Source organism: Ochrobactrum teleogrylli (assembly GCF_006376685.1).
Classification (GTDB): domain Bacteria; phylum Pseudomonadota; class Alphaproteobacteria; order Rhizobiales; family Rhizobiaceae; genus Brucella; species Brucella teleogrylli.
The window spans coordinates 187,169-212,957 of sequence record NZ_VEWL01000003.1 but is presented as its reverse complement, the minus strand read 5'-3'; the positions used below and the strand labels follow the sequence as shown (position 1 = coordinate 212,957).

Sequence of the window (25,789 nt, the reverse complement as noted above, 5' to 3'; positions counted from 1 at the left end):
CCTTGGTGACGCTGTTGAAAATCAGTTCTGCAACCAGCCGATAATGTCGCGCACATCGCGCATGGTCTTCTCGGCGACCACACCTGCGCGCTCGCCGCCATCCCGCAAAACGCTGTCGATATGGGCCGGATCGGCCACCAGACGGCGCATTTCATGGGTGATCGGCGAAAGCTTCGTCACGGCCAGTTCGGCCAGTGCCGCCTTGAATTCCGAGAACTGGCGTCCACCAAATTCCCCAAGGATATCTTCTTTCGACTGCGAGGCGAGAGCCGCATAGATTCCGACCAGATTGTCCGCTTCCGGACGACCGGACAGACCATCCAGTTCCGATGGCAGGCCATCGGAATCGGTCTTGGCCTTGCGGATCTTCTTGGTGATCGTTTCTTCGTCGTCGATCAGATTGATGCGCGACAGGTCCGACGGATCGGATTTCGACATTTTCTTGGTGCCGTCGCGCAGCGACATGATGCGCATAGCCGGACCCGAAATCATCGGTTCGGTCAGCGGGAAGAAGCCCGAAACCTTCTCGTCGCCCACCTGCATATCCACGCCGATGCCAAGCGATGCAATACGGTCGGAATAGTCATTGTTGAATTTTTGCGCGATATCGCGCGTCAGCTCCAGATGCTGCTTCTGGTCTTCGCCAACGGGCACGGCGGTGGCGCGATAGAGCAGAATGTCGGCAGCCATCAGGCTCGGATAGGCAAAGAGGCCCAGCGAAGCATTTTCGCGGTCCTTGCCGGCCTTGTCCTTGAACTGCGTCATACGGCTCATCCAGCCGATGCGCGCAATGCAGTTGAACACCCAGGCCAGTTCCGCATGCTGCATGACACGGCTCTGGTTAAAGACGATGCTCTTCTGCGGATCAATGCCGGAAGCCAGAAACGCCGCCGTCACTTCGCGGGTGGATTGCAGCAGTTCAGCCGGGTCGGGCGACACGGTCAGCGCGTGCATGTCCACGACGCAATAAATGCATTCTTGGGTCTTCTGGACCTCGACCCACCGCTTGATCGCCCCCAGATAATTGCCGAGGTGGAGATTTCCGGTCGGTTGGACGCCGGAGAAGACAAGCGGTTTGAACGTGCTCATGGTTCTATCCTAAAAATGAACCCCTGCCGGTGGAGAGCAGGGGGCTTTGACGATGGGGCGTGTTTTCGCAGAGACGCAGAGGCGTTTCAAGGACAATTATGCGTCACTCTCGGGCTCTTTCTTGACCGCGCCGCGTTTGACATTGCGGCGGATCATGCCGGTATTTGCACCGCCGAGACCGAAGGCGAGGCCGAAATAGACAATCATCGCGGCAATCACCATGGCGCAGACTGTTCCGGCTCGAACGACAAAGGGCGCAGCGGAAGAAAGCTCATAGGCGAAATGGCCGATGGCATAATGAATGCCAAACGCCATGATGCCCGCCGCGATCAACAGGCGCGGAATGCGGGTGAGAAGCGGAATATCCTGTCCCCAATGGCCGCGTTTCACGAGCGTTGCAAACAGCAGAACGGCATTGACCCAGCCAGCCACGATTTCTGCTGTGGCGATGCCGGTCGGGCCGAGACGCGGGAACAGCGTGATGGCAAGCGAAACATTCACCGCAACGGAAATGGCCGCGAAGATCATCGGCGTACGCGTATCCTCGCGGGCGAAGAAGCCCGGAATAAACGCCTTGATCAGCACGAAAGCGGGCAGACCGAGACCGTAGATCGCCAGAATGTTGGAGACGACGATTGTGGAATCCGGGCTGAATTTGCCGCGCTCAAACAAGAGCCGCACGATGGGCTCCGACATGACGAGCAGTGCGGCGGCGGCTGGCAGCGTGAGGAACAGCGTGAACTCGACCGAGCGGTTTTGCAGGTTCGAGGCTTCCTTCATGTGGCCGCCGCGCAAGGCGCGCGACAGTTCCGGCAGAAGCACGGTGGCAACCGCAATGCCCACGACGCCCAGCGGCAATTGATAGATGCGGTCGGCATAGACCAGCGAGGAAACAGCGCCTTCCATGCCGGAAGCGATGTTGGTGTTGATGAGCAGGTTGATCTGCGTGATGCCCCCGGTGATTGCGGCGGGCAGCGCCAGCACCAGCAGCCGCTTGACGTTGGCAGTCAGGCGTGGGCGGCGAAAGCCGATCTTGATGCCCGCATTGCGCACCGCGAGCCAGACAATGGCGAGCTGCACCAGACCTGCCGCCATGACGCCCCAGGACAGGCCGTAGCCGACAGTCAATGGATCATGACCGCGCCACCAGGCAAAGGCCAGAACGCCGATCAGGATGATGTTGAGGAAGACAGGCGCTATCGCTGCCGCGAAATAGCGGTGCAGCGAGTTGAGCATGCCGCCCATCATCGCCGCCAGCGACATGCAGGCGAGATAGGGGAACATGATGGTGGCGAGCCGCACCGTGTTGTCGAACTTCACCGGATCGTCCATGAAGCCCGGCGCAATGACGGTGCGCACGATGAAGGGCATCGAAAGTTCCATCACGATGGTGATGAACAGCAGCACCGTGAACAGCACGCCGAACACTTCCTCGGAGAAACGGCGGGCGCCGTCCATGCCGTTGTTTTCGATTTCCTTGGCGAAAAGCGGCACGAAAGCGGAGTTGAATGCGCCTTCGGCGAAAAGCCTGCGGAACGTGTTCGGAAAGCGGAATGCTGCGTTGAAAGCATCGGCCACCGGGCCGGTGCCGAGCGCTGCCGCCATGAACATCTCGCGGGTGAAGCCGAATATGCGGCTCATCAGCGTGCCGGATGCCACCGTGGCGAACTTTTTGACCAGACTCATGCTTTTGAGAAACCTAACTTATGCTGCCTGCGACGAGCGGCCATTGGCCTTGCTGCCGTTTTCACCGCTGAGCAACGCAAGAACCTTGCGCCGGATATTGCCCTGGCGGGTGGCGTTTGAAATCTTGTGACCCACGAGGTCCGTTACATAAAAACTGTCGATGACCTTTTCGCCGAAGGTCGTGATATGCGCCGAAGCAATATCCAGCGAAAGGTCGGAAATAAGGCCAGTCAGTTCCGACAAAAGGCCGGGACGGTCCAGACCTTCCACTTCGATGACGGTGAACTTGTTCGACAGCGTGTTGTTGATCTCGACACGCGGTTCCACGGTGAAGGCCTTGGCGTTCTTCTTCGGCTTGGTGCGCTTGGCCAGCACGTCGGGCAGATGCGCCTTTCCGGAAAGCACGTCTTCGATCACCTTGCCCACGCGCTCGGCGCGGCGGCGTTCATCCTCATCCAGATCGAATTCGCGGCTGATCAGGATCGTATCGAGCGCGCGTCCGTCGCCAGTGGTGAAGATCTGCGCATCGACGATGTTGCCGCCTGCGGCAGCGCAGGCGCCGGTGATGATCGACAAGAGGCGCGGATGGTCGGGCGCAAGAACGGTGATTTCCGTCACGGCTTCGAAGCTCTGTGGCTTGGCCATGGTGGCAAGGGCGCGGCCCGCCCGGTCGGCTTCGCGGATGAAATGGGCGTGGCGCACCTGATCGTCTAGGCTGACGGTCAGGAAATAATTGATGTAATGCAGGCCAAGATAGGCGTCACGCTCGGCGGCTGGCCAGTCGGAAAGCTTTTCGGCCAGCGCTTCACGGGCCTGCCGGTCGCGGTCGGCGCGTGAAAGCTCGGAGAAACCGCCGGTCAGCACCAGTTCGGTTTCATAGAAAAGCGTGCGCAGAAGCTGGCCCTTCCAGCCGTTCCAGACACCGGGGCCGACGGCCTTGATATCGCAGACGGTCAGGATCAGGAGCAGCTTCAGCCGTTCCATGGTCTGCACCGTGTCGCCAAAGTCGATGATGGTCTTGCGGTCGTTGAGATCGCGCGACTGGGCCACCATGCTCATGGTCAGATGTTCGCGCACCAGCCATTCCACCGTCTCCGTCTCGGAAGGGGAGAGGCCGAAGCGCGGGCAAAGCTTGCGGGCAATGCGGGCACCGGCAATCGAATGATCTTCCGGGCGACCCTTGGCGATATCGTGCAGGAGAAGTGCCACATAGAGCAGATTGCGGTCGCGCTTGATCGTGGTGATCAGATGGTTGGAAAGCGGATGCTCGTTTTCCAGTTCGCCATGCTCGATTTCCGACAGCACGGCAATGCAGCGTAAGAGGTGTTCGTCCACCGTATAGTGGTGATACATGTTGAACTGCATCATCGCGACGATCTTGCCGAAATCCGGGATGAACTTGCCCAGCACACCGGATTCGTTCATGCGGCGCAGGATCAGTTCGGGATTGCGCGGCGATGTCAGAACGTCGAGGAAAAGCTTGTTGGCTTCGGGGTTCTCGCGCAGATCGGCATTGATGAGTTTCAGCGAGCGGGTCAGCTGCTGCATCGCTTCCGGGTGAAACTCCAGCCCGTGCTTGTCGGCCAGCTGGAAGATGCGGATGATATTGACCGGATCTTCCGAAAACACGTCGGGGCGCGCGGTGTTGATGCGATGGTTTTCCGAGACGAAATAGCCGTCCGTCGAAAGCTTGCGCTTGCGGCGTGAAAAGGTGAGGAAAATGCGGTTGAAGCCCGGCACATGCTTGGCCTGTTCCTCTTCCAGCGCGGCGCAGATGATGCGGGTCAGGTCGCCGACATCCTTGGCCACGAGGAAATAATGCTTCATGAAGCGCTCGACATGATTCTGTCCGGGATGCGCGGTATAGCCAAGGCGCTGGGCGATTTCCGGCTGAATGTCGAAGGAAAGGCGCTCTTCCGCTTTCAGCGTGGCGAAATGCATGTGGCAGCGCACAGCCCAGAGAAAATCTTCCGCCTTGTTGAAGATGCGCAATTCGGCACGTGACAGCACGCCGAGCTTGACCAGCTCTTCCTTGGTTTTGACGCGATAGAAATATTTGGCGATCCAGAACAGCGTATGCAGATCGCGCTGGCCGCCTTTGCCTTCCTTGACATTGGGCTCCACCAGATAGCGCGTCTCGCCCGCCTTGCGGTGGCGTTCGTCGCGCTCGGCAAGCTTGGCCTGGATGAATTCGGGCCCGGTATCCTTGACGATTTCCTCATCGAAGCGGGAGACGAGCGCGGTGAACAGATCCTTGTTGCCGGTGAGAAAACGCGCATCGAGAATGGCGGTGCGGATCGTCATGTCTTCGCGCGACAGCCGGATGCACTCATCGATATTGCGTGTCGAGTTGCCGACTTTCAGCCCCATGTCCCAGAGCATGTAAAGCATATATTCGACGACCTGCTCGCCCCACGGCGTCTGCTTGTAGGGCAGCAGGAACAGAAGGTCGATGTCGGAACCCGGCGCCAGCCCGTTGCGCCCATAACCGCCGACTGCGACGATGGCCATGTTTTCCGCCTTGGACGGATTGACCATCGGATAGACCTTGGTGGTTGCAAATTCGAACAGCGCCTCAATCAGCGTGTCCATGAGATAGGAGAGGCGTCGGGCGCACAGCGTGCCGCCGCCATCCTTCATTAGCAGCCCTTCCGCATTGGCGCGACCGCGCACCAGCGCATCTTTCAGCGCATGCAGAACCACCTTTCGCACCGGAAGGCTCGTATAGCTTTCGTCGGTCGAATCCGCCAGCTCATTGAGCTTGCGACGGAGCGTTTCGGGATTGACGATCTCTTCCAGCTTCAGGTCGTGTGCGCTCATGCGGCTTGCAGGTCCGGCTTTTCGGGAAAGGAATTGCGGTGACAAGACTATCCTATAGCGGCTTTTACAATGGATGAATATGCAAAAGGAAAGGCCGGGTTTCCCCGGCCTTTCTGTTTGTATTTTCTAATGTTCAATTGGTCGCGTTATAGGCCGCGATAGCCGCCATATTGACGATATCGGAATCCTTCGCGCCGATGCTGACGATCTGCGCCGGCTTGTCGAGACCGACCAAAAGCGGGCCAATAATGGTCGCGCCGCCCAGTTCCTGCAACATATTGGCGGCAATCGACGCCGAATGATTGTCTGGCGTTACGATGACATTGGCGGGACCCGACAGGCGGATGAACGGATATTGTTCCATTAGCTTAGGGTTCAGCGCCACATCAGCGCTCATTTCGCCGTCGAATTCGAAATCGACATGGCGCGTGTGGAGAATGCGCACCGCTTCCTGAATGCGGGCCGAGCTTTCGCCGCCCATATGGCCGAAGGTCGAGAACGCGGTGAGCGCAACGCGCGGCACATAGCCCATGCGACGCGCCATGCCTGCGGCTTCCACCGCAATATCGGCAAGCTCGTCGGCGGTCGGCTTTTCATGCACGGCCGTATCGGCGATGAACACGGTGCGACCGCGGCAGAGCGCGATGGAAACACCAACCACGCGATGGCCGGGCTTGGAATCGACCACGCGGCGCACATCTTCCAGGCCGACCGCGTAGTTGCGGGTCACGCCCGTCACCATGCCATCGGCATCGCCCAGCGCCACCATGCAGGCCGCGAAATGATTGCGGTCATTGTTGATGAGGCGGTGGCAATCGCGCGCCAGATAGCCCTTGCGCTGCAATTTCTCATAGAGATAGTCGGCATAGGCCGAATTGCGGCTGGAAAGGCGCGCATTGATGATCTCGATGCCGGGGCGGTCGAGGTCCATGCCTGCGGCTTTGGCAGTGTCCTTGATGCGCTCGTCGCGACCGACGAGAATGGCCGTGCCTAGCCCCTGATTCACATAGGAAACGGCGGCGCGCATGACCTGCTCTTCTTCACCTTCGGCAAAGACGATGCGCTTTGGCTGGCGACGCACACGCTCGTAAATCCCGCGCAGCGTCGAGGCGATCGGGTCGCGTCGCGCCGACAATTCGCTCTTGTAGCCTTCAAGGTCGGTGATGATGTGACCGGCAACGCCGGTTTCAATCGCGGCCTTGGCGACGGCTGCCGAAACGGAAGCGAGCAGACGCGGATCGAACGGCACCGGAATGATATAGTTCGGGCCGAAGCGCGGGCGGCTGCCCTGATAGGCGGCGACCACATCGTCCGGCACATCTTCGCGGGCAAGCTCCGCCAGCGCATTGACGGCGGCGATCTTCATCGCGTCGTTGATTGTCGTGGCGCGCACGTCGAGCGCACCGCGGAAGATGTAAGGGAAGCCAAGCACATTGTTGACCTGGTTCGGATAGTCCGAACGACCGGTGGCGACGATGGCGTCATCGCGAATGCGGGCGACTTCTTCCGGGGTGATTTCCGGGTCGGGATTGGCCATCGCGAAGATGATCGGATTGGGCGCCATGGCGCGCACCATCTCTTCGGTCAGGGCACCCTTGGCCGAGAGGCCGAAGAACACATCCGCATCTTTCAGCGCATCGGTCAGCGAACGGCGGTCGGTCTTGACCGCATGCGCCGATTTCCACTGGTTCATGCCTTCTTCACGGCCCTGATAGACGACGCCCTTGGTGTCGCACAGGATGATGTTTTCCGGCGCAAAGCCCATGGCCTTGATCAGCTCGATACAGGCGATGCCCGCGGAACCTGCGCCATTGCAGACGAGCTTGGTCGTCTTCATGTCGCGTCCGGTCAGATGCAGCGAATTGATCAGACCGGCGGCAGCGATGATCGCGGTGCCATGCTGGTCGTCGTGGAAAACCGGAATGTCCATCAGCTCGCGCAGGCGCTGCTCGATGATGAAGCAGTCTGGCGCCTTGATGTCTTCCAGATTGATGCCCCCGAAGGACGGGCCGAGATAACGCACAGCGTTGATGAAGGCGTCGATATCGGTCGTATCGATTTCGAGATCGATGGAATCGACATCGGCAAAGCGCTTGAACAGAACGGCCTTGCCTTCCATGACCGGCTTCGACGCCAGTGCGCCGAGATTGCCGAGGCCGAGAATCGCGGTGCCGTTGGAAATGACGGCGACGAGATTGCCCTTGGCCGTATAGTCATAGGCGCGCGCGGCGTCTTCCGCGATGGCCTTGACCGGCACGGCCACGCCCGGCGAATAGGCCAGCGACAGGTCGCGCTGGGTGGTCATCGGTTTTGTAGGGTTGATTTCCAGCTTGCCGGGGCGGCCCTGCGCGTGAAAGTCGAGCGCTTCTTTCTCACTGGCTGTGGGTGTGCGTTCTGGCGTGTTGCCCTTCGGCGTCGAGACTGGCATGTTCCCTCCGGAATCTTGTGCGGTCGCATTCGATAGCGCCAGTCTGGAAATGTGTAAACAGCGCTTTTGGGAATAGTTATTCATTCAAAAACGAACGAATGCGTAATTTAATAACGCTGGTCGTGCAAAACACGCAACAAAATAAGGTTTTATAGCATGGACGTGCGGGGCGAAAACGACAAGCCGGAAGCGGAAGAAAATGCCGCACAGGAGACGGTTGTTCGCCTCACGCCTATGATGGAGCAGTATATCGAGATAAAGGCGGCGAATGTTGATTCGCTCCTGTTCTATCGCATGGGTGATTTTTACGAGCTGTTCTTCGACGATGCGGTGGAAGCGTCGGGCGCACTTGGCATCACGCTGACCAAGCGCGGCAAGCATCTGGGCGAAGACATTCCCATGTGCGGTGTGCCCGTCCATGCCGCCGACGATTATCTGCAAAAGCTCATTGCCAAGGGCTATCGCGTCGCCGTCTGCGAACAGGTGGAAGACCCGGCGGAAGCCAAAAAGCGCGGCTCGAAATCCGTGGTGCGCCGCGACGTGATCCGTCTGGTGACGCCCGGTACGCTGACGGAAGAAAAACTGCTTGATCCGTCGGAGGCCAATTTCCTGATGGCGCTTGGCCGCACCAAGGGAGACGGCGCGCTGGCGCTTGCCTGGATCGACATTTCCACGGGCACATTCCGCGTGGCGGAAACGACGGAAGAGCGGCTTTTTGCCGATATCATGCGCGTCGATCCGCGCGAGCTGGTGGTGGCCGATACGGCGTTTCACGATCCCGAATTGCGCCCGGCTTTCGATCTGGTCGGCAAGGCGGTGTCACCGCAGCCTGCCACTTTGTTCGACAGCGCGGCTGCGCAGGCGCGCATCCAACGTTATTACGATGTCGCCACGCTGGATGGTTTCGGCCAGTTCAGCCGGTCGGAACTGTCGGCCATTTCCGGCGCCATCGCCTATATCGAAAAGACGCAGATTGCCGAGCGTCCGCCGCTGATGCGGCCGGAGCGCGAGCATGAAGGCGGCACGATCTTCATCGACCCCGCCACGCGCGCCAGTCTGGAACTGGTGCGCACCATGTCGGGCAATCGCGATGGCAGCCTGCTCAAATCCATCGACCGCACGGTCACTGGCGGCGGGGCGCGGCTTCTGGCGGAGCGGCTCACCGCGCCGCTGACCGATCCCAAGGCAATCGCATTGCGGCTTGATTCCGTGTCGTTCTTTCTCAGCGAGCAGACGCTTTGCAACGGAATGCGGGCAGAGCTGAAAGGCGTGCCCGACATGCCGCGCGCGCTGTCGCGTCTGGCAGTGGGGCGCGGTGGTCCACGTGATCTGGGCGCGTTGCAGCGCGGTTTTGAGGCAGCGGGCACGCTGGTCTCGCTGTTGGAAGGCGCGCTTTTGCCGGAAGAGCTGGCTGCGGCGCGGGATGCGCTCGACGCCATGCCTGCGGCTTTTGCCGTGCATATCGACCGGGCGCTGGCCGACGAGCTGCCGCTGTTGAAGCGCGACGGCGGTTTCGTGCGCGAGGGCTACAACACCGAACTGGATGAAATGCGCGCCTTGCGCGACCAGTCCCGCCGGGTGATCGCCGGTTTGCAGGCCGATTATATCCAGGAAACCGGCATCAAGTCGCTGAAGATCAAGCACAACAATGTGCTTGGCTATTTCATCGAAGTGACGGCGAATAATTCCGGCGCGATGACCGATACGGATGCCGCCAAGGGGCGCTTCATCCATCGTCAGACCATGGCCAATGCCATGCGTTTTACGACGACGGAACTAGCCGCGCTTGAAAGCAAGATTGCCAACGCCGCCGACCGGGCGCTTTCTATCGAGCTCGCCATCTTTGAAGAACTGACGGCGGAAGCCGTCTCTCATGCCGATGCGATCCGCGCTGCCGCTGCCGCTCTTTCGGTCTTCGACGTTTCGGCAGCCCTTGCCGTGCTGGCCGAGGAACAGGGCTATTGCCGCCCGATGGTCGATGACAGCCTGTCGTTTAACATCGTGGCCGGTCGCCATCCGGTGGTGGAACAGGCGCTGCGCCGTCAGGCGGCCAATCCATTTGTTGCCAATGATTGCGATCTCTCGCCGCAAAGCGACGCTGGCAATGGCGCGATCTGGTTGCTGACCGGGCCGAATATGGGCGGTAAATCGACCTTCCTGCGCCAGAATGCGCTGATCGCGATCCTCGCCCAGATGGGTTCCTTCGTGCCTGCGGGCGCCGCTCAGATTGGCGTGGTGGACCGGCTGTTCAGCCGCGTCGGCGCTTCCGACGATCTGGCGCGCGGACGCTCGACTTTCATGGTCGAAATGGTGGAAACGGCGGCAATCCTCAATCAGGCGGGCGAACGTTCGCTGGTCATCCTCGATGAGATCGGTCGTGGCACTGCCACCTTCGACGGGCTTTCCATCGCCTGGGCAGCGGTGGAATATCTGCATGAGAAGAACCGCTGCCGGGCTTTGTTCGCGACTCACTTCCACGAGATGACCGCACTTTCGGAAAAGCTGGAGCGGCTTTCCAATGTCACGATGCGGGTCAAGGAATGGGACAATGATGTCGTCTTCCTGCATGAAGTGGCCAAGGGTGCTGCCGACCGCTCTTACGGTGTGCAGGTGGCACGGCTGGCCGGTCTGCCGGAAGCGGTCGTCAACCGTGCGCGTGATGTGCTGCACCAGTTGGAAGCGGGTGAAACATCCGGCAAGGCTGACAAGCTGATCGATGATCTGCCGCTCTTCTCCGTTGTGCTGCAACAGGAAAAGCCGAAACCGCAAGCATCGGCAAAGGACAGTGAGCTTGCAAAAGCGGTCGCAGGCATCAGCCCCGACGAGCTGACGCCCCGTGAAGCGCTCGACCTGATCTATAAGCTGAAGGAACTGTCAAGAATCTGATTAGATTTTGAGCAGTATACCATAAGAATATTCAGGCCACGGAAATGAAATGGCCTATTTTTCAGTACCTGACTCTTTTTTAACTGGAGGTAATAGACTAAATCCAGCTAATTGATCAGAATAACAACGTTCAATTTTAAAATCTAAATTTGATATAACGGCGGTCATTAAAGCCAGATAAGTTTCATGGCCTCCCGAGTCTCCCGTCGTAGCTTTAACTGAAATGTCGTCTTCAGCTTTACTTATATTGTCTACGTAATGAAATGAGATGTAACCAGCTGTTTCGTCGTCTACCCCTAAAGATACATATGTAACTTTTCCAGTAGTTCCTTTAACTGCGTTGCAATTTCCAAATATTCCTCTATCGGCGGAAAATGAGTAGGGAATGCTAAAAACTAAAATGGCACCGGCAATAATTAATTTACTAAGCATAAAATTTCTCCTATTTTAAATGCTTAGATAATATAGAGAATATAATCTAATTCGTAACTGGCAGCTGAAACAGTGTGATGAGAGAATTTCTCCATTTGGTTGGTATGTCCGATTCGATACTCGGTGCATGTATATACAGAGAAAAGCGCTATTTGCAGACGTTATAGTTGAAGAAGACTGCTTTCTCGGATTTGTTTGGCGAGAAAAACCAAAGCGCGTCTCGATCAAAACGAAACGCGCTTTCGAACCAGAATATCTACAGTCTACACGAAGCGGTTTGCTTCAGCGCCGTAGTAAGTGATGTAGCGGCTGGAGATGCGCTCAATCGGCAGGATGATGAACACATCGGTCGTGCCGAAGGCCTCATCGATCACCGCGCCGTCGCCAATCATCGCGCCGAGGCGCAGATATCCCTTGACCAGTGGCGGCATGGAGAACAGCGCAACCTTGTTGTTGATCGCTTCCTTTGGCATCAGGTCCATCGGCTGATAGCGATGCGGCAGTGCGCGCACATCCCAGTCGGGCGTGGCGCGGCAATTCTGGTGCAGGAACGACAGGCCGAGTGCGTGGGCGGCAGGAACCGCGCCATGAAACGAAGCGCAGCCGAACATGACGTCAATCGAATGGCGGCGGCAATAGGCCCATGCGCCCTGCCACAGCAGCTCGACGGTGCGCTTTGAACGATATTCCGCCTTCACGCAGGAGCGGCCAAGCTCAAGCAGCTTGAGATTGGGGCGGGACAGCGCCAGGCGCTGCACGTCATATTCATCCGCCGAATAGAAACCGAGCGCCTTGTCGGCCTGATCGCTGCGCATCAGCCGGTAAGTGCCGACGATCTGCTGGTGCTCAGGGACTGGCAGGGCCGTGTCATAGACGAGAAGGTGATCGCAGATCGTGTCGAAACGGTCGGCATCGCGAAGCTCCACGGCCTCGATGGATTCCTTGCGCGCGCCCATTTCCTCGAAGAACACGCGGAACCGAAGTTCCTGCGCGGCCTCGATGGCCTCACGGGAGTTTGCAAGTCGCACTTCCAGCGAGCCGATACGTCCGAGAACGATCGGGTCTTCACCGGTTGCGAATAGCGCCTGTTGTGCTTCTAAGCCTGACATGACCGTATCATCAATGATTTGCTGGCCCATTCCAAGCAGTACTGTCATGATGATTCGCTCCTGATTTGTCTATTCACGTATTCCTGAACCTTTTCCCACCGATTAGGCAGTGGAATCGGCCTTCTCATTTATAGGTCGGCGGCGCAGCCTGAACTGCATCTGGCCGACGTACTAGAGAGCGAGTGCTACGTGAGGATGACAGAAGCGTGTCACCAATGTGTCATTTCGGCTGGGCGCCGCTTATCCCCTTCAAAAGTCTTTAAAATTACAGCCTTCACGTTATGCGAAAGCCCAATAACGATCAAGTTACCCGGGTGCCCGCAATATATTGGGCGTCATATGAGTGGCTTATCGGGCAGCGCGTTCGCGCCGCCAGCCGAGGAATTCTTCCAGAATGATCAGCGCCGCGCCGATGGTGATAAAGGTGTCGGCAAGATTGAAGACAGCAAACGACCATGTCGGCAGGTGGAACAGGATATAATCCACCACATAGCCATGCATCACGCGGTCGATCAGATTGCCGATGGCGCCGCCGATCACTAGTGCAAAACCATAGCGCGCAAAGACGCGGTCATGCGCATTGGTCCACCAGAGATAAAGCACGAAGACGATGACCGCAGCTGTCAACGCCACCAAACCCCAATCGTGCAGCCCGGCGAGCATGGAGAAGGCGATGCCTTCATTATGCGTGCGAAACAGCGCCAGAAACGGCAGCAGGTCGATCTGCTGGGCGTAGTCCATGCGGGTTTCGACCAGATGCTTGACGCCCTGATCAATCAGAACCGTGAGAATGACGACGAAAAGCGAGGACAGAACCGCGTGGCGCTTCATGACTAACCTCTTTCGTCGAGGGTAAGCGCCTCACGGCGGATTTCATAGAGCATGACGCCGGTGGCGATGGCGAGATTGAGCGAATCGGCGCGGCCTGCCTGCGGAATACGCGCAAGCTTGTCGCATGCATTGGCGAGATTGTCCGGCAGGCCCTGCTGCTCATTGCCCATCATCAGCACGACGGGCTTGTTGGCATAGGGAATGGTGCGGTAATCGACAGCGCCCTTCAGATGCGTGCCGACGATCAGACCGGAGAAACCCTTGCGCCAGTTGAGGAAGTCATTTTCCGTCGTCTTGTAGAGCGGTACGGAAAAGACCGACCCCATGGTGGCGCGCACGGTTTCGAGCGAATAGGGATCGGTGGTGTCACCGATCAGGATGACGCCTTTTGCCCCGACTGCGTCGGCGGTGCGGATGACCGTGCCGAGATTGCCCGGATCGCGCACGCGGTCGAGCGCGATATAAACATCATTGTGCTTGGGCCTGAGGCTTGCCAAAGGCTGGTATTGCTGTTCGAAAACGCCAACCACCACCTGGGGATTGTCGCGGCGGGTGATCGCGGCAATCACCTTTTCGGTCACTTCCAGCACCAGTCCGCCCTTGGCGAAGGTGCGGGCGGCGACCTGCTCGACCATTTTGTTGCCCTTGCCGGATTTGGCGAAAACCAGCGTCTTGATGCGCCAGTCCTGCTCCAGCGCGTCGATGACGAGCTTCAGCCCTTCGGCGAGGAACACGCCCTGCTGATCGCGGAATTTCTTCAGCGCCAGCGAGCGCAAATCCTTGACGATCGGGTTGGTCAGGCTGGTGACTTCCTTCACCTGACCGACTTTGGAGTGCCCACCTGAATGATCACCGCGCGAACCGCTGTTTCTGGAAAAATCGTCGTTACGGCTCATTTGGCTACCCAGCGGCTGAACATGGATGTTGAAAGCGCGCGCCCAGCAGAACGCTCACGCAGAATAAGTTCGCCCGATTCGACTGTGCCGCCAAGGCCGGTGAAGCGGTCGCGCATCAACTCATGAATCGCGAAAAACGATGCGCGGATCGAATAGGCGGTCAGGATCACGGCGAGCGGCTTCGGCGTCAGGATCGAACGGCACGTATCGACCATGGCGGACAGATGCTCGAACAGTTGCCAGACTTCGCCGCTCGGTCCGCGCCCGTAGGCGGGCGGGTCGAGCAGGATGATGTCGTAGAAACTGCCACGGCGTTCTTCGCGCGCCACAAATTTCATCGCGTCTTCGCAAATCCAGCGGATCGGCTTGTCCGACAGGCCCGCCATTTCCTGATTTTCGCGCGCCCAGATGATGGCTTTCTTGGAGGCGTCCACATGGGTGACTTCCGCACCGGCGCGGGCTGCAACCAGCGAGGCAACGCCCGTATAGCCGAACAGGTTCAGCACCTTCACGTTGCGTCCGGATTTCACGCCATCGCGGATAAGGCCATCCATGAAAGACCAGTGCGCGGCCTGTTCGGGAAATACGCCGACATGGCGGAAAGAGGTGAAGCGACCGTGGAAGGAAATGCCGTCATGCTGCATCGGCCATGTTTCGCCGAGCGGCACTTTCGGGAACGCCCAGCGTCCGATGCCTTCCTCGTCCGTATTGCCGGTGAAGACCGCATCGGCCTGATCCCATTCCTTTTGCGGCAGGCTGGGCAGCCAGATCGCCTGACCTTCCGGGCGAACGATGCGGTAGGGACCGTATTGCTCAAGCTTCAGCCCGTTGCCGCTGTCGAGCAGCGCATAATCGGCGGACGGTTCTGTTTCGAGGATGACCGGGAGTTTCTCGCCCGGGCGAGGGCCGGTATAGGGCTTGATTTCGCGCTGCGGGGCGGCGGAACGTTCGCGTTCTTCGGCGGCTACCGGCTTTGGCGCTGCCTTGGCAAATTGCGGACGCGGCTTTTTGAACGCCTGGCCTTTACCCGGATTGGCGGATTCAAACTTGTTTTCATGACGCGGCGCATCATGCTTCGCGCGTTCAAAACCGCGATCCTGTTTGCCACCCGACGGCTTTTTGCCTTTTCCCTTTGGCGCTTTCACCCGAAACTCCAATCACAGTGATTGCGGTCTAGGTAGGATAAACAAGGCCGGTGTGGAAGGGGAAAACGACGTTCTTTCCCGTGCGCAGGCCTTTTCAGGACCGGAAAACCCGGAAGTTTCGCTTCCGGGCTTGCGAAGAGGGGGCGTTTCAGGTGTTCGCGACCGATGTGTTGCGCCTCTCGGCGGCTTCTGCACGTTCCAGCAGACGGGCTGCTTCCTGCTTGCTGTCACGGACGCGGCGACGGTGCTTGCCCTGCGTCAACCAGGTCACCGCAGAGCCGATCACCACGCCGACGAGCAGCGCGCCAAACAGCCAGACGAACAGCGGCGCGCTGTAGGACAAGGCCGGATTGCCCGGATTGAACGGATCAACCGTCAGGGCCGTGGACGCACGATTGGCAACCGACAGCGCGATCAGAATGACCGCGAGCGGGACCAGAATGACGATTGCGACAATACGTTTTGCCAGCATGATCTTCTATCAGACGGCGCCGTTGAGACGGTCGCGCAGCTCCTTGCCGGTCTTGAAGAAGGGAACCCACTTTTCTTCCACATCCACCGTTTCGCCGGTGCGCGGGTTGCGACCACTGCGGGCGGGGCGGTTCTTGACCGAAAAAGCGCCGAAGCCACGCAGCTCGACGCGGTTGCCGTCCGCGAGTGCATTGGTGATCTCGTCGAAAACCGCGCCGACGATGTTTTCGACATCGCGCTGAAAGAGATGCGGATTGCGGCTGGCGATAATCTGAACGAGTTCCGATTTGATCACGGCTTTACCCCTGTTTCCTGTTATGTGCTGTCAGGCCTTGACGCCGGACATTGTTAGTTTGCTGAATTTGCATCTGGCGTTCCGTCAACGTGCCAAACCGAGAGAAGTCCGTCAAGAAAGATGCGATCCTTTGCTATCCCCTTGAGCATACTATCGGCTTCCTGCGGCAGACCGATCAGCCGCGCACCGGCATGGATGATGAGATCGCGCAGCGAAAAACCCGTTTCACTGTTGACTGGCTTCCATTCAAGGCGCGGCAAAGTGGTGGAAACGCCCTTGGTGCCAAGCCAGGCCACGGCTTCGTCCTCACCGCCAAGCCCATCGATAAGTTTTTTCTCCAGCGCCTGACGGCCTGTGAAAACCGCGCCATTGGCGAGCGCCAGCGCCTGTTCATGCGTAAACGAGCGGCGCTTTTCCACAATGTCCACGAACCAGGCATAGGAATCCATGATCATGTTGCGGATCATGCCCTTGGCTTCGTCGCTGGCCGGGCTGAAATAATTGGGTTCCGCTTTCAGCGGCGCGGATTTGATGGTTTCGACTTTGACGCCGATTGTGTCGAGAAGCTTGGAAAGGTCGGGATACTGGAACAGCACGCCGATGGAGCCGATGATGGAGGTCTGCCGCGCCACGATATGGTCCGAAGCGCTGGCGATCATATAACCGGCAGACGCCGCCAGCGTGCCGACCTGCGTGACGACCGGCTTTTTCTCGGCGATCTTGCGCACGGCTTCAAAAATCGCTTCACCGCCGACCGTCGTGCCGCCGGGCGAATCGAGAACCAGAATCACGCCCTTCACCGCATCGTTCTTGGCGATCCGGTCGAGACGCTTCAGAAGCTCCTCATTCTCGAAGATCGTGCCTTCGATGCGCACCTTGGCGATATGCGGCTGGGTGAGATTGGCGCCGCGCATCGACCATGAGGCGAAACCGGCGATCAGAACGGCGAGCAGAAGCAGAAAAGCCACGCGCCAGACGGTCAGCTTGCGGCGCAGCTTTCGTCTTTCGATCAGTGCTTCGGCGTCCTGGGCCATTTTTTCCATCCAATCGTCTTTATCAATATGACCGGCCCCGAGGGGCGATCCTGAAAACTCTGGCGATCTTTGTGCCCCCAATTCAGTCGGGCGGCAAGAGCTTCGATCTTGCTACAGATTTCAAAGAGATAGTGCTGCACAACTGCATTGTCATGACATGGGGACGAAAGATTCTGTCTTTGGTCAAAAAACCGGGCTCATTTGCAAGTTTAGCGGCCCTGCGGCGCGCTGTAATTCAAGAGCAATTTGTGGTATCAAAGAGTTGATTAGCATTCTACCTAATTAAGGTGGGTGCTGATTGTGGTGAAATATCAATGGGATAGACGTGCTTGTCTTTCAATTTGAGGCAGGTGCGATATTTTGTGTCGCCTTCTTGCTATTGAGCATCCGATCAAATTATCCCAAATAAACCATATTAAAATGAAAAAGCGCCTATTGATTACAGGGAATGGACCTTACATCGGGCGTGCGCCTGTCTTCTGGGCGAGTGTTTCTCGACCGTAAGTTTATTGACCGGAAGTTTCTTGAATTGAGTGCCGTGGATTATCTGAAGGACGTCATGACAACCGACACCACAAACAGCCCCGTTGCGCAGACCGCAGCCCCTTCCGGGCGCGGCAAGGGCGGCGTGCGTTTTGGTGCGTCCCAGAAGGCCGAGTCGCTTTTTCATGCCGCGCAGCGCCATTCGATCCGGGTGCGGGTATTGAAAACCGCCCTGCCGGTCGCGGCCGTCGCGCTTGCAGCGGTGTTTTCCTGGTACACATTTCTGGCAACGCCAGCGACCCCGATCAAGGTCGAGATGAATACGGGCGGCGAGAACGGCAAGCTCGTCATGGCCAGCCCGCATCTCAACGGTTACACCAAGGACAACAAGCCCTATTCGATGACCGCCTCCAAGGCGACGCAGGATGCCAAAAATAGCGGCGTCATCACGCTGGAAGGCATTCAGGCGGAACTGCCGGTCGGTGAAAGAGGCACGGCAAAGGTCGAGGCGGCCTCCGGCATTTACGATAATGCCAATGGTCGTTTGCAACTTGATAAGGACTTTGTCGTAACCACGAATGAAGGTTTGCGTGCGGTGATGCGTTCGGCAGATGTCAATCTGAAGAGCGGACAGATCACAACCGACAAGCCGGTCGATATTCGCAGCGGAAATACGCATATTCTGGCCGATACCATGCAGGTCAAGGACAACGGCAAGGTTCTGATTTTTGAGAACCGCGTTCAGATGACCGTTGACGGCAGCGTGGTTTCGGGAAACAAGGCGCCCTGACCGGGTGCAAAAGAACGGCATATCCGGCGTTCAGCCCCATTTTCGGGCACGGCGCGGATTTGTTTTTTATACGCATTTTGCAAAGCCTTATGTTCCCATTTGGCGGCAAAGTGCTTAATGTTGCATCTGGAGGCAGGTTGTTTACATCATGACGCCTGCATTCGGGGACTGAATTTATGGAACGTGAGACGGGCAAGATGATCAAGGGCACTATGGCTCGCACGATGCGGGCAGGATTCGCAGTTCTGGCGCTTGGCATCGTTGCCGCTCCTTTTGCCGCTTCCGCACAGGAAGCCGCAGGCGGCGCAGTGAACGGCCTCAAGCTTTCCAACAGCAAGGCACCGGTCAAGATCGATGCCGACAAGCTGGAAATGCGCGACAAGGAAGGCGTTGCGGTTTTCACCGGCAATGTTTCCGTGGCGCAGGGCGACGCGCTGTTGAAGGCAGGTCTGATGACTGTCTATTACAACAAGGCGGCCAAGGACGGCGAAGCCCCGAAGGAACCGGCAAGCGCCGGTGTTGGTGGCCTCGATTCGTCGAGTATCGATCACATCGATATTTCCGGGAAGGTCTACCTGAAGTCGGGCACGCAGGTCGCAACCGGCGATACCGGTCGTTACGACGCAAAAAACCAGATCATGATTCTCGAAGGCTCGAAGGTCGTTCTGACGGATGGTGACAATGTCGTCACCGGTTGCAAGCTGACGGCGCATCTCGATACGGGCCGCGCCAATGTCGAAAGCTGCAAGAGCGGCGCGAACAGCAAGGGCCGCGTGTCGATCATCATGGCGCCGAAGGATCAACAGCAGGGCGGTGCCGCGCCCAAGCAGAACTGACCGGAGCACGTGTGGGATTGTTCTGGAACAAGAAAGACGGCGAGCCGCAGGCGGTTGCCGAGAGTGTCGGCTCTTCGGGTGAACCTCATGGCGCCATGCCAGCACAGCCGGGCAAGACGGCGCGCCTGAAGGGCACGCTGGTCGCGCGCGGCCTCTGCAAGAGCTATCGTGGTCGTCAGGTCGTCAATGGCGTGTCGTTTGGCGTGCGCGCTGGCGAGGCGGTTGGCATCCTCGGCCCTAACGGTGCGGGCAAGACCACCTGTTTCTATATGGTGACGGGTCTGGTTCCAGCCGATGCGGGTTCTATCGAAATCGACGGTTTCGACGTGACATCCATGCCGATGTATCGCCGTTCGCGTCTTGGTATCGGCTATCTGCCGCAGGAAGCCTCGATTTTCCGTGGCCTTTCGGTCGAGAACAATATCAAGGCCGTGCTTGAAGTGGTCGAAAAGGACCGCAAGAAGCGCGCTTCCGAACTCGACGCGCTGCTCGAAGAATTCCATATCGCGCATCTGCGCAAGGCGCCCGCCATCTCGCTGTCGGGCGGTGAGCGCCGTCGTCTGGAAATTGCCCGCGCGCTTGCCTCCCGCCCGAATTTCATGCTGCTCGATGAGCCTTTCGCGGGCGTCGATCCCATTGCGGTTTCCGATATTCAGCAGCTCGTGCGCCATCTGACCAGTCGCGGCATCGGTGTTCTCATCACCGACCACAATGTGCGTGAAACGCTCGGTCTGATCGATCGCGCCTATATCATCCATGCCGGTCAGGTGCTGACTCATGGCCGCCCGGCCGAGATCGTCGCCAATCCTGACGTCCGTCGTCTCTATCTTGGCGATCAGTTCACGCTCTAAGTTTTCCCTGACGACACAATAATCTGGCCCGAAAGCTTCGGCTTTCGGGTCTTTTAAAGCTGGCTCCGTTACAGCCGCTCTAAAAAACCCGTCAATATTGCGACTATTTTCCTCATTTGTCCCAAAACTGCACATTCTGAATTGACAAGCAAGGTTCATACCAGTTTTGATCGGGAAGAAGCGCCGGTCAGAAAGACCGGCTGAAAATAGCGGCTCAGGGTTCGGTCGACCAGTCGTTCGCAGGGGGAATTAACGCATCGTATGGCTCTGTCGCCTAAGCTCGATTTTCGTCAGTCACAATCGCTGGTGATGACGCCTCAGCTGATGCAGTCGATCAAACTGCTGCAGATGACGCATCTTGAGCTTGAACATTTTCTCGATCTGGAAATCGAAAAAAATCCGCTGCTGGACAGAATAGAGGCAGCAAATGATGATTTTTCCGGCGCTGACGCGGCGCGGGATGAGGACCGTTCTCCCGGAAGTGATGATGGGACGCAGGATCACTCCGCGGATGATGGGGCCTTCGACGAAGCGCAGGCGGATTGGTTCAAGACCGACGCGCCGGACGCAGCTGAAAATCTCTCCACCACCTTCGATAGCTCGCTGGAAAATATCTTTCCCGATGATCCGGGGCGCTATGACGAGATCAATCCAGACCTTGCCGCCCAGTGGAAATCGTCGACCCTCGACGCCTATAGTGGCGGCAGCGGTGGCGGATATGATCTCGATCAGGTGACGGCGAGCCGGGTCTCGCTGGCTGACTTTGTGGGCGAGCAGATTGCCCTGACTTTCCCGAAAACCTCCGACCGTTTCATCGCGATGGCTCTGGCCGATGCGCTGGACGAAAGCGGCTATCTGCGGGGCGATATTATCGGTCTGGCGCAAAATCTCGGCGTCGAGACCTCGGAGGTCGAACGGGTGCTGGCGATCCTGCAAAGCTTTGATCCGCCAGGGATTTTTGCACGCGATCTGCGCGAGTGCCTTGCGATTCAGTTGCGCCTGAAAGACCGTTTCGATCCAGCCATGGCAGCGCTGGTGGACAATCTCGACCTTTTGGCGCGACGGGATTTTGCGACGCTGAAAAAGCTCTGTGGGGTTGATCAGGCTGACATTCTCGACATGCTGTCTGAAATCCGCACGCTGGACCCGAAGCCCGGCGCTTTGTTCGAGGTGGCGGTGGCCGACGCCATCGTGCCGGATGCGGTGGTGACGCCTTCACGTGACGGAGGCTGGGCGATTGAACTCAATCCGGCGGCCATGCCGAGGCTTATCGTCAACAATGAATATTATGCGGAAGTCAGTGCTTCCGTGAAGGCTGAGGAAAAGACGTTTCTGGCCGATTGTATGCAGACGGCGAGCTGGCTGGTGCGCAGCCTCGATCAGCGCGCGCGAACCATATTGAAGGTGACGCAGGAAATTGTGCGCCAGCAGGACGGATTTCTGCGTCAGGGCGTGACCCATCTGAAGCCCTTGAACCTGCGCATGGTCGCCGATGCGGTGGGTATGCATGAATCCACAATCAGCCGCGTGACCGCCAACAAGTTCATGGAAACGCCGCGCGGCGTGTTCGAATTGCGCTATTTCTTCACGGCTTCCATCGCCTCTTCGGAGGGCGGTGACGCCCATTCTTCTGAAAGCGTGCGGCATCGTATTCGCCAGATGATCGACGCCGAAAAGCCCGATGATGTGCTGTCTGACGATGCAATTGTTGATGCGTTGAAGAAGGACGGTGTGGATATTGCGCGCAGAACGGTCGCAAAATATCGGGAATCGATGAATATTGCTTCATCGGTTCAGCGCAGGCGTGAAAAGAAAGCCAAGCTTTCTGTTTCTTAGAACGCATCCCGGAACGCGAAGCAGTTTTCGGAAAAGATGTGTGTCAAAACAACTGTTTAAACCACCGGTTCCCCGGTGGCCTGGAATAGACGATTGTACCTCCAGAGCGTTTTCGACCAGTTCAAGCCCCAGGAGAATGCTCTGAAATTTTGAACTTGAAGCACCGCACGATCAGAAAAAATCGATGATGATCGTGAGAACCGGCAGCGTTTCGAGTTGGCCTACTGGCAGGAGGACCAATTGACAAGCGCCATTTCAATCAATAGAAGCCCCGCTCGCGCTGCGACGCTGGCCCGAAAATGCCGGAATTCTTCGGTTTTGCGGGCTTATGCGTATGTGGCACGAAATATGCATCGGCTTTTTCTGAAAGAGAATGCGGATGTCCGATTGCTTAAAGGAAAGGCAGTTTAGCAGAAAGGGCAACGATCACGCGTTTGGGGCGTTGCATAAGACAAGGGATGTTCGGGGTGCCGTTTGACCGGTTTTAAACCGGAAAAGCGTGGATTTCGAAGGTGTTTCAAGGCTCTGACCGGCGATCCGGATCAAGGCTGAAAAACCCGTAGGATGAAAGCCATCTTTGATGACGGTTCGCTTTGCGCTTCGCTTGCCTTGTGATTAGACTAAGCCCTGTGGTGTAACGCAAATGAGGTGTGCCAATGACTCTGCGTGTATCTGGAAAGCATATGGACGTCGGTGAAGCTTTCACAACCCGGATCGTGGATCGGGTGAATGAAACGGTCGGCAAATATTTCGATCATGGCTTTTCCGGGCAGGTAACGGTCACGAAGTCCGGTTCACGATTCAGTGCGGATTGTACATTGCACCTCGACAGTGGTGCGACGCTACAAAGCACTGGCGATGCGCAGGATCCGCAGCTGGCTTTTGATGCGGCAGCGGACAAGATCGAAACCCGCCTTAGGCGCTACAAGCGCCGTCTGAAGTCGCGTACGGCTACCCAGCCAAATGCGATCTATGACGACGTGGCATATCGTGTTATGGCACCGCTGCCGGAGGAAGAGGAGGAGCTTCCGGCCGATTATGCGCCAACCATTGTGGCGGAAACGTCCGTCGCCCTGCGCACCATGTCGGTGGCTTCGGCGGTGGTCGAGCTTGATCTGATTGAAAATCCCGTTCTGGTTTTCCGGAACGCGGGCAATGATGAAGTAAACATCGTCTACCGTCGAGCGGACGGCAATATCGGCTGGGTTGACCCATCGACGGTTACCCGCCAGGCCGCGCCTCGCGTCTGACGGCAAACCCGAAGCGCACGTTACGCGTTATCGCCAGTGAAGGGCGAGCCCATTTATGGGTGGTTGCGTGCGCTTCCCAAAACCGGGCCGCAAACGGTCTGATTGAAGAAGGAACGGAGAGAATGGATCTTAGTGATCTGATTCAGCCGGGGGCGATTATCCCCGCGCTGAAAGCCAGCTCCAAAAAGCAGCTTTTGCAGATTTTGTCTGAAAAGGCTGCGGAACTGACCGGTCTCCCTGAGCGTGAAGTTTTCGAAACAATTCTCCAGCGTGAACGCCTCGGTTCAACCGGGGTGGGCAGCGGTGTGGCCATTCCACACGGCAAGCTGGCGAATATCGGCAAGATTGCCGGCATCTTCGCGCGCCTTGAAACGCCGGTTGATTTCGAGGCGCTGGACGATCAGCCTGTCGATCTCGTTTTCCTGCTGTTGGCTCCGGAGAATGCCGGGGCCGATCATCTGAAAGCCTTGTCGCGCATTGCGCGTATGCTCCGCGATCCGGATATGGTCGCCAAGCTGCGAGGCACCCATGATGCACAGGCGCTCTATTCATTTTTGACAGCCCAGCCGGCGTCCAACGCCGCCTGAGCCACTAAGCATAATCCGACCGGCGTGAAACGCGGCTCTACAGATTGTGCTTCAAATACAAGAACTGGAGCGCCGGATTTGTTCGTACCGGCGCTTTTCAAAAGGAAGTGTGTAACGGTTTTGCGTTCAGAAATGCCAGAAAGCAAATATACGGAGCGGTTCTGACGATTTCGTCAAAACAGAAGCATTCCGGTAAATCATTTTGGTAACGCCGTCACTCGGACAGAGTGGCGGCTTTTGTATTTCGGCGTCATCGCTAGTATTATTAGACTAATATAATATATGGATTATGCAATTGATGACATTCGTGTAAACGGAACGTGTAAATTTCATAACCAGGACAAATTACATGAAGAAATATATTTCAATATTTATTGTTACGATTGTGTTTTCCGGTTCCGCCCTAGCTGAAGAAACTAAGGCGGAGTGCGTAGAGCGTGTCGTCAAAGAATGTACCGCGAAGCACGGGAGCGATTTACTAGAATTCAATCCTAATTATCATAATTGTCTAATGGAAAATCTGCCCCTCTGTCCCGGATTTGGAAAATAATTTAGATTAATTATACTAAGGAAGAATAAATTGAGAAAAGTAATTTTTGCATTGATTTCGTTGCTATCTATTTCAAATGCTGCTTTGGCTGTGGACAGGATGGCGTGCATCAATAAAGCTGTCGAAATGTGCAATAAAAGACATTCGGATCAGTTTTCGCAGGAACATCGTGACTGTGTCAAACATATCGGCACTCTGTGCTCGGTTGAGGCAATACAATTGGGCACATCAAAGTGAAGGCCTTCCGGTTCCGCGCTGGCTAATGCGAGGGAGGCTTGCTTCAAGAATGCCCAGGCGACTTGTAAGCAAGCGCTTATCGAGGCTCAACACGGGAAGCAATCTCAATTTCTCGAAGCAGTATCATGACTGCTTCAAGCAAGAACAACTCAAGTGTCAGTAGATTGAGAAGTCGCGCCCGGCTGATGCTGGCAATGGCGCAATGAGGACGATAGCGGCTTCCTTACAAGGCGGGCCGCTATCGCTACATATTCGACAGGGCTGCCATTTTAGTTGAGCAGCACCGTGCGTAATTCGTGTTCATGGGCGCCTTGCAGCGCGGTGGCGCGGACATCGGAGAGCACGATAGGCTCACCGCTTGCGCCAAAGAGGGCCCAGAGCTCAAGGCCCGGCTCGATTGGTGGGAGGGCAGGGAAGCTGCGAGCAAGGTCGTCGGAGCGAATCTTGCGCACGTAGGCAATTTCACCTTCGCCCAGATGAGCGAATTCATTTTCGGTGAGAACCTGTTGTCTGTTCATGGTCTTAGCCTCCATTTGAGCGGCACACCATTCACGGCTATGCCGCACCAGAGCTTCACGATAGTTATCATAGCCTTAATGACTGAACGAAACCTGAACGTTTTTCAGTCTTTCACAGCTATGTTGATTTTCTTGATCAGCCGTTCCGGTTCCGGTCGGTCGAGATCGACAGCGAGAAGACCGTTTTTCAACTCGCAACCCAGCACCCGCATACCATCGGCCAGCACGAACACACGCTGAAACTGACGCGCCGCGATGCCGCGGTGCAGATATTCGCGCTCGGTGTCGTCGGTCTGTCGACCGCGGATGACAAGCTGGTTGTCTTCCGTCATGACGTCGAGATCGTCGCTGGCAAAACCTGCCACGGCAAGCGTGATGCGCAAGCGCTCAGAGCCTGTTTCGCCGCGCAGGCGTTCGATATTATAGGGTGGGTAGCCATCGCCGGATTTTGCAATCCGTTCGAGTGTCTTTTCCATCGTGTCGAATCCGAGCAAGAGAGGGCTCGAAAACGGAGTCATTCTTGTCATTGCATCAGTCCTTGATGAGAAGCGACCGTTATGAAGAGAACCCGTTCGGCGTATCTCTTCGCTAACTGATATGGCTTGTGAAAAGCCCGACTTCAAGGGCCAATGCCGGAATCCCCCTTCGTTCTATCGTAAAACGACGATGGGGAGGGCGATACCCGCCACTGTTGCGGGGCGGGCAGTGTCAAACTTAGCATATCGAGAA

General features: G+C 57.2%; 21 protein-coding genes. 7 read left to right on the top strand and 14 right to left on the bottom strand.

Translation table 11 applies throughout. The features are described from left to right. Window positions 1-21: 21 nt before the first annotated feature. The 4 genes from trpS to FIC94_RS07550 form a co-directional block, all read right to left on the bottom strand. A complete protein-coding gene (gene trpS / locus FIC94_RS07565) occupies window positions 22-1,089 on the bottom strand; it encodes a tryptophan--tRNA ligase (protein ID WP_140024465.1) in 1,068 nt (355 codons plus the stop codon). Window positions 1,090-1,185: 96 nt separating this feature from the next. After that, window positions 1,186-2,775, bottom strand: a complete 1,590-nt coding sequence (gene murJ / locus FIC94_RS07560; protein WP_140024464.1) for a murein biosynthesis integral membrane protein MurJ — start codon at window positions 2,773-2,775, stop codon at window positions 1,186-1,188. A gap of 18 nt (window positions 2,776-2,793) precedes the next feature. Continuing rightward, entirely contained in the window at window positions 2,794-5,595 is a 2,802-nt protein-coding gene (locus tag FIC94_RS07555) for a [protein-PII] uridylyltransferase (protein ID WP_140024463.1), read from the bottom strand. A 133-nt stretch (window positions 5,596-5,728) separates the two neighbouring features. Then, entirely contained in the window at window positions 5,729-8,023 is a 2,295-nt protein-coding gene (locus FIC94_RS07550; RefSeq protein WP_140024462.1) for an NADP-dependent malic enzyme, read from the bottom strand. Between the two features lie 156 nt (window positions 8,024-8,179). On the opposite strand from FIC94_RS07550, the gene mutS reads away from it, so the two are divergent. Then, window positions 8,180-10,909, top strand: a complete 2,730-nt coding sequence (mutS, locus tag FIC94_RS07545) for a DNA mismatch repair protein MutS (protein ID WP_140024461.1) — start codon at window positions 8,180-8,182, stop codon at window positions 10,907-10,909. A gap of 54 nt (window positions 10,910-10,963) precedes the next feature. On the opposite strand, the gene FIC94_RS07540 is transcribed toward mutS, so the two are convergent. From FIC94_RS07540 to sppA, 8 genes are all read right to left on the bottom strand, one after another. Further along, entirely contained in the window at window positions 10,964-11,341 is a 378-nt protein-coding gene (locus tag FIC94_RS07540) for a hypothetical protein (RefSeq protein ID WP_140024460.1), read from the bottom strand. A 263-nt stretch (window positions 11,342-11,604) separates the two neighbouring features. Next, on the bottom strand, window positions 11,605-12,498 hold the full coding sequence (gene olsB / locus FIC94_RS07535) for a l-ornithine N(alpha)-acyltransferase (RefSeq protein WP_180917927.1): 894 nt from the start codon (window positions 12,496-12,498) through the stop codon (window positions 11,605-11,607). 300 nt (window positions 12,499-12,798) lie between these two features. Then, window positions 12,799-13,281 carry a signal peptidase II gene (lspA, locus tag FIC94_RS07530; protein WP_109368177.1) on the bottom strand — a complete coding sequence of 161 codons (483 nt, stop codon included), beginning with the start codon at window positions 13,279-13,281 and terminating at the stop codon, window positions 12,799-12,801. A 2-nt stretch (window positions 13,282-13,283) separates the two neighbouring features. After that, window positions 13,284-14,177: a TrmH family RNA methyltransferase gene (locus tag FIC94_RS07525; RefSeq protein WP_140024459.1), complete on the bottom strand. Its 894-nt coding sequence runs from the start codon at window positions 14,175-14,177 to the stop codon at window positions 13,284-13,286. Continuing rightward, a complete protein-coding gene (locus FIC94_RS07520) occupies window positions 14,174-15,322 on the bottom strand; it encodes an RsmD family RNA methyltransferase (RefSeq protein WP_140024458.1) in 1,149 nt (382 codons plus the stop codon). The genes FIC94_RS07525 and FIC94_RS07520 overlap by 4 nt, the downstream gene beginning before the upstream one ends. Window positions 15,323-15,470: 148 nt before the next feature. Beyond that, entirely contained in the window at window positions 15,471-15,794 is a 324-nt protein-coding gene (locus FIC94_RS07515; RefSeq protein WP_140024457.1) for a lipopolysaccharide assembly protein LapA domain-containing protein, read from the bottom strand. Between the two features lie 9 nt (window positions 15,795-15,803). After that, window positions 15,804-16,088 (bottom strand): integration host factor subunit beta, encoded by a 285-nt coding sequence (locus FIC94_RS07510; protein ID WP_061344837.1) that lies wholly within the window; start codon window positions 16,086-16,088, stop codon window positions 15,804-15,806. A 53-nt stretch (window positions 16,089-16,141) separates the two neighbouring features. After that, a complete protein-coding gene (gene sppA / locus FIC94_RS07505) occupies window positions 16,142-17,122 on the bottom strand; it encodes a signal peptide peptidase SppA (RefSeq protein ID WP_109368181.1) in 981 nt (326 codons plus the stop codon). Between the two features lie 559 nt (window positions 17,123-17,681). Here sppA and lptC point away from each other — a divergent pair. The 6 genes from lptC (at window position 17,682) to ptsN (ending at window position 23,755) form a co-directional block, all read left to right on the top strand. Further along, on the top strand, window positions 17,682-18,395 hold the full coding sequence (lptC, locus tag FIC94_RS07500; RefSeq protein WP_109370146.1) for an LPS export ABC transporter periplasmic protein LptC: 714 nt from the start codon (window positions 17,682-17,684) through the stop codon (window positions 18,393-18,395). Window positions 18,396-18,571: 176 nt separating this feature from the next. Beyond that, window positions 18,572-19,231, top strand: a complete 660-nt coding sequence (locus FIC94_RS07495; RefSeq protein ID WP_109368182.1) for an LptA/OstA family protein — start codon at window positions 18,572-18,574, stop codon at window positions 19,229-19,231. A gap of 11 nt (window positions 19,232-19,242) precedes the next feature. Further along, window positions 19,243-20,082: an LPS export ABC transporter ATP-binding protein gene (lptB, locus tag FIC94_RS07490; RefSeq protein WP_109368183.1), complete on the top strand. Its 840-nt coding sequence runs from the start codon at window positions 19,243-19,245 to the stop codon at window positions 20,080-20,082. Window positions 20,083-20,343: 261 nt separating this feature from the next. Next, entirely contained in the window at window positions 20,344-21,918 is a 1,575-nt protein-coding gene (gene rpoN / locus FIC94_RS07485) for an RNA polymerase factor sigma-54 (RefSeq protein ID WP_140024456.1), read from the top strand. Window positions 21,919-22,574: 656 nt separating this feature from the next. Further along, complete coding sequence (gene hpf / locus FIC94_RS07480; protein WP_109368185.1) at window positions 22,575-23,168, top strand: ribosome hibernation-promoting factor, HPF/YfiA family; 594 nt, start codon at window positions 22,575-22,577, stop codon at window positions 23,166-23,168. 122 nt (window positions 23,169-23,290) lie between these two features. Next, a complete protein-coding gene (ptsN, locus tag FIC94_RS07475; protein WP_078339638.1) occupies window positions 23,291-23,755 on the top strand; it encodes a PTS IIA-like nitrogen regulatory protein PtsN in 465 nt (154 codons plus the stop codon). A 1,056-nt stretch (window positions 23,756-24,811) separates the two neighbouring features. Here the strand turns inward: ptsN and FIC94_RS07470 are convergent. Next, window positions 24,812-25,075: a BQ00720 family protein gene (locus FIC94_RS07470; RefSeq protein WP_371830795.1), complete on the bottom strand. Its 264-nt coding sequence runs from the start codon at window positions 25,073-25,075 to the stop codon at window positions 24,812-24,814. Window positions 25,076-25,164: 89 nt separating this feature from the next. Next, window positions 25,165-25,587 carry an Hsp20 family protein gene (locus tag FIC94_RS07465; protein ID WP_109368187.1) on the bottom strand — a complete coding sequence of 141 codons (423 nt, stop codon included), beginning with the start codon at window positions 25,585-25,587 and terminating at the stop codon, window positions 25,165-25,167. Window positions 25,588-25,789 lie beyond the last annotated feature (202 nt).

What these genes read in the sequence shown, in the direction of transcription:
- FIC94_RS07515 (WP_140024457.1), bottom strand. Translation starts at nt 15,794, where the DNA reads ATGCTGGCAAAACGTATTGTCGCAATCGTCATTCTGGTCCCGCTCGCG.
- rpoN (WP_140024456.1), top strand. Translation starts at nt 20,344, where the DNA reads ATGGCTCTGTCGCCTAAGCTCGATTTTCGTCAGTCACAATCGCTGGTG.
- FIC94_RS07470 (WP_371830795.1), bottom strand. Translation starts at nt 25,075, where the DNA reads ATGGAGGCTAAGACCATGAACAGACAACAGGTTCTCACCGAAAATGAA.
- FIC94_RS07495 (WP_109368182.1), top strand. Translation starts at nt 18,572, where the DNA reads ATGGAACGTGAGACGGGCAAGATGATCAAGGGCACTATGGCTCGCACG.
- olsB (WP_180917927.1), bottom strand. Translation starts at nt 12,498, where the DNA reads ATGACAGTACTGCTTGGAATGGGCCAGCAAATCATTGATGATACGGTC.
- hpf (WP_109368185.1), top strand. Translation starts at nt 22,575, where the DNA reads ATGACTCTGCGTGTATCTGGAAAGCATATGGACGTCGGTGAAGCTTTC.
- FIC94_RS07465 (WP_109368187.1), bottom strand. Translation starts at nt 25,587, where the DNA reads ATGACAAGAATGACTCCGTTTTCGAGCCCTCTCTTGCTCGGATTCGAC.
- lptC (WP_109370146.1), top strand. Translation starts at nt 17,682, where the DNA reads ATGACAACCGACACCACAAACAGCCCCGTTGCGCAGACCGCAGCCCCT.
- trpS (WP_140024465.1), bottom strand. Translation starts at nt 1,089, where the DNA reads ATGAGCACGTTCAAACCGCTTGTCTTCTCCGGCGTCCAACCGACCGGA.
- FIC94_RS07540 (WP_140024460.1), bottom strand. Translation starts at nt 11,341, where the DNA reads ATGCTTAGTAAATTAATTATTGCCGGTGCCATTTTAGTTTTTAGCATT.
- FIC94_RS07555 (WP_140024463.1), bottom strand. Translation starts at nt 5,595, where the DNA reads ATGAGCGCACACGACCTGAAGCTGGAAGAGATCGTCAATCCCGAAACG.
- ptsN (WP_078339638.1), top strand. Translation starts at nt 23,291, where the DNA reads ATGGATCTTAGTGATCTGATTCAGCCGGGGGCGATTATCCCCGCGCTG.
- lspA (WP_109368177.1), bottom strand. Translation starts at nt 13,281, where the DNA reads ATGAAGCGCCACGCGGTTCTGTCCTCGCTTTTCGTCGTCATTCTCACG.
- FIC94_RS07525 (WP_140024459.1), bottom strand. Translation starts at nt 14,177, where the DNA reads ATGAGCCGTAACGACGATTTTTCCAGAAACAGCGGTTCGCGCGGTGAT.
- FIC94_RS07550 (WP_140024462.1), bottom strand. Translation starts at nt 8,023, where the DNA reads ATGCCAGTCTCGACGCCGAAGGGCAACACGCCAGAACGCACACCCACA.
- sppA (WP_109368181.1), bottom strand. Translation starts at nt 17,122, where the DNA reads ATGGCCCAGGACGCCGAAGCACTGATCGAAAGACGAAAGCTGCGCCGC.
- mutS (WP_140024461.1), top strand. Translation starts at nt 8,180, where the DNA reads ATGGACGTGCGGGGCGAAAACGACAAGCCGGAAGCGGAAGAAAATGCC.
- murJ (WP_140024464.1), bottom strand. Translation starts at nt 2,775, where the DNA reads ATGAGTCTGGTCAAAAAGTTCGCCACGGTGGCATCCGGCACGCTGATG.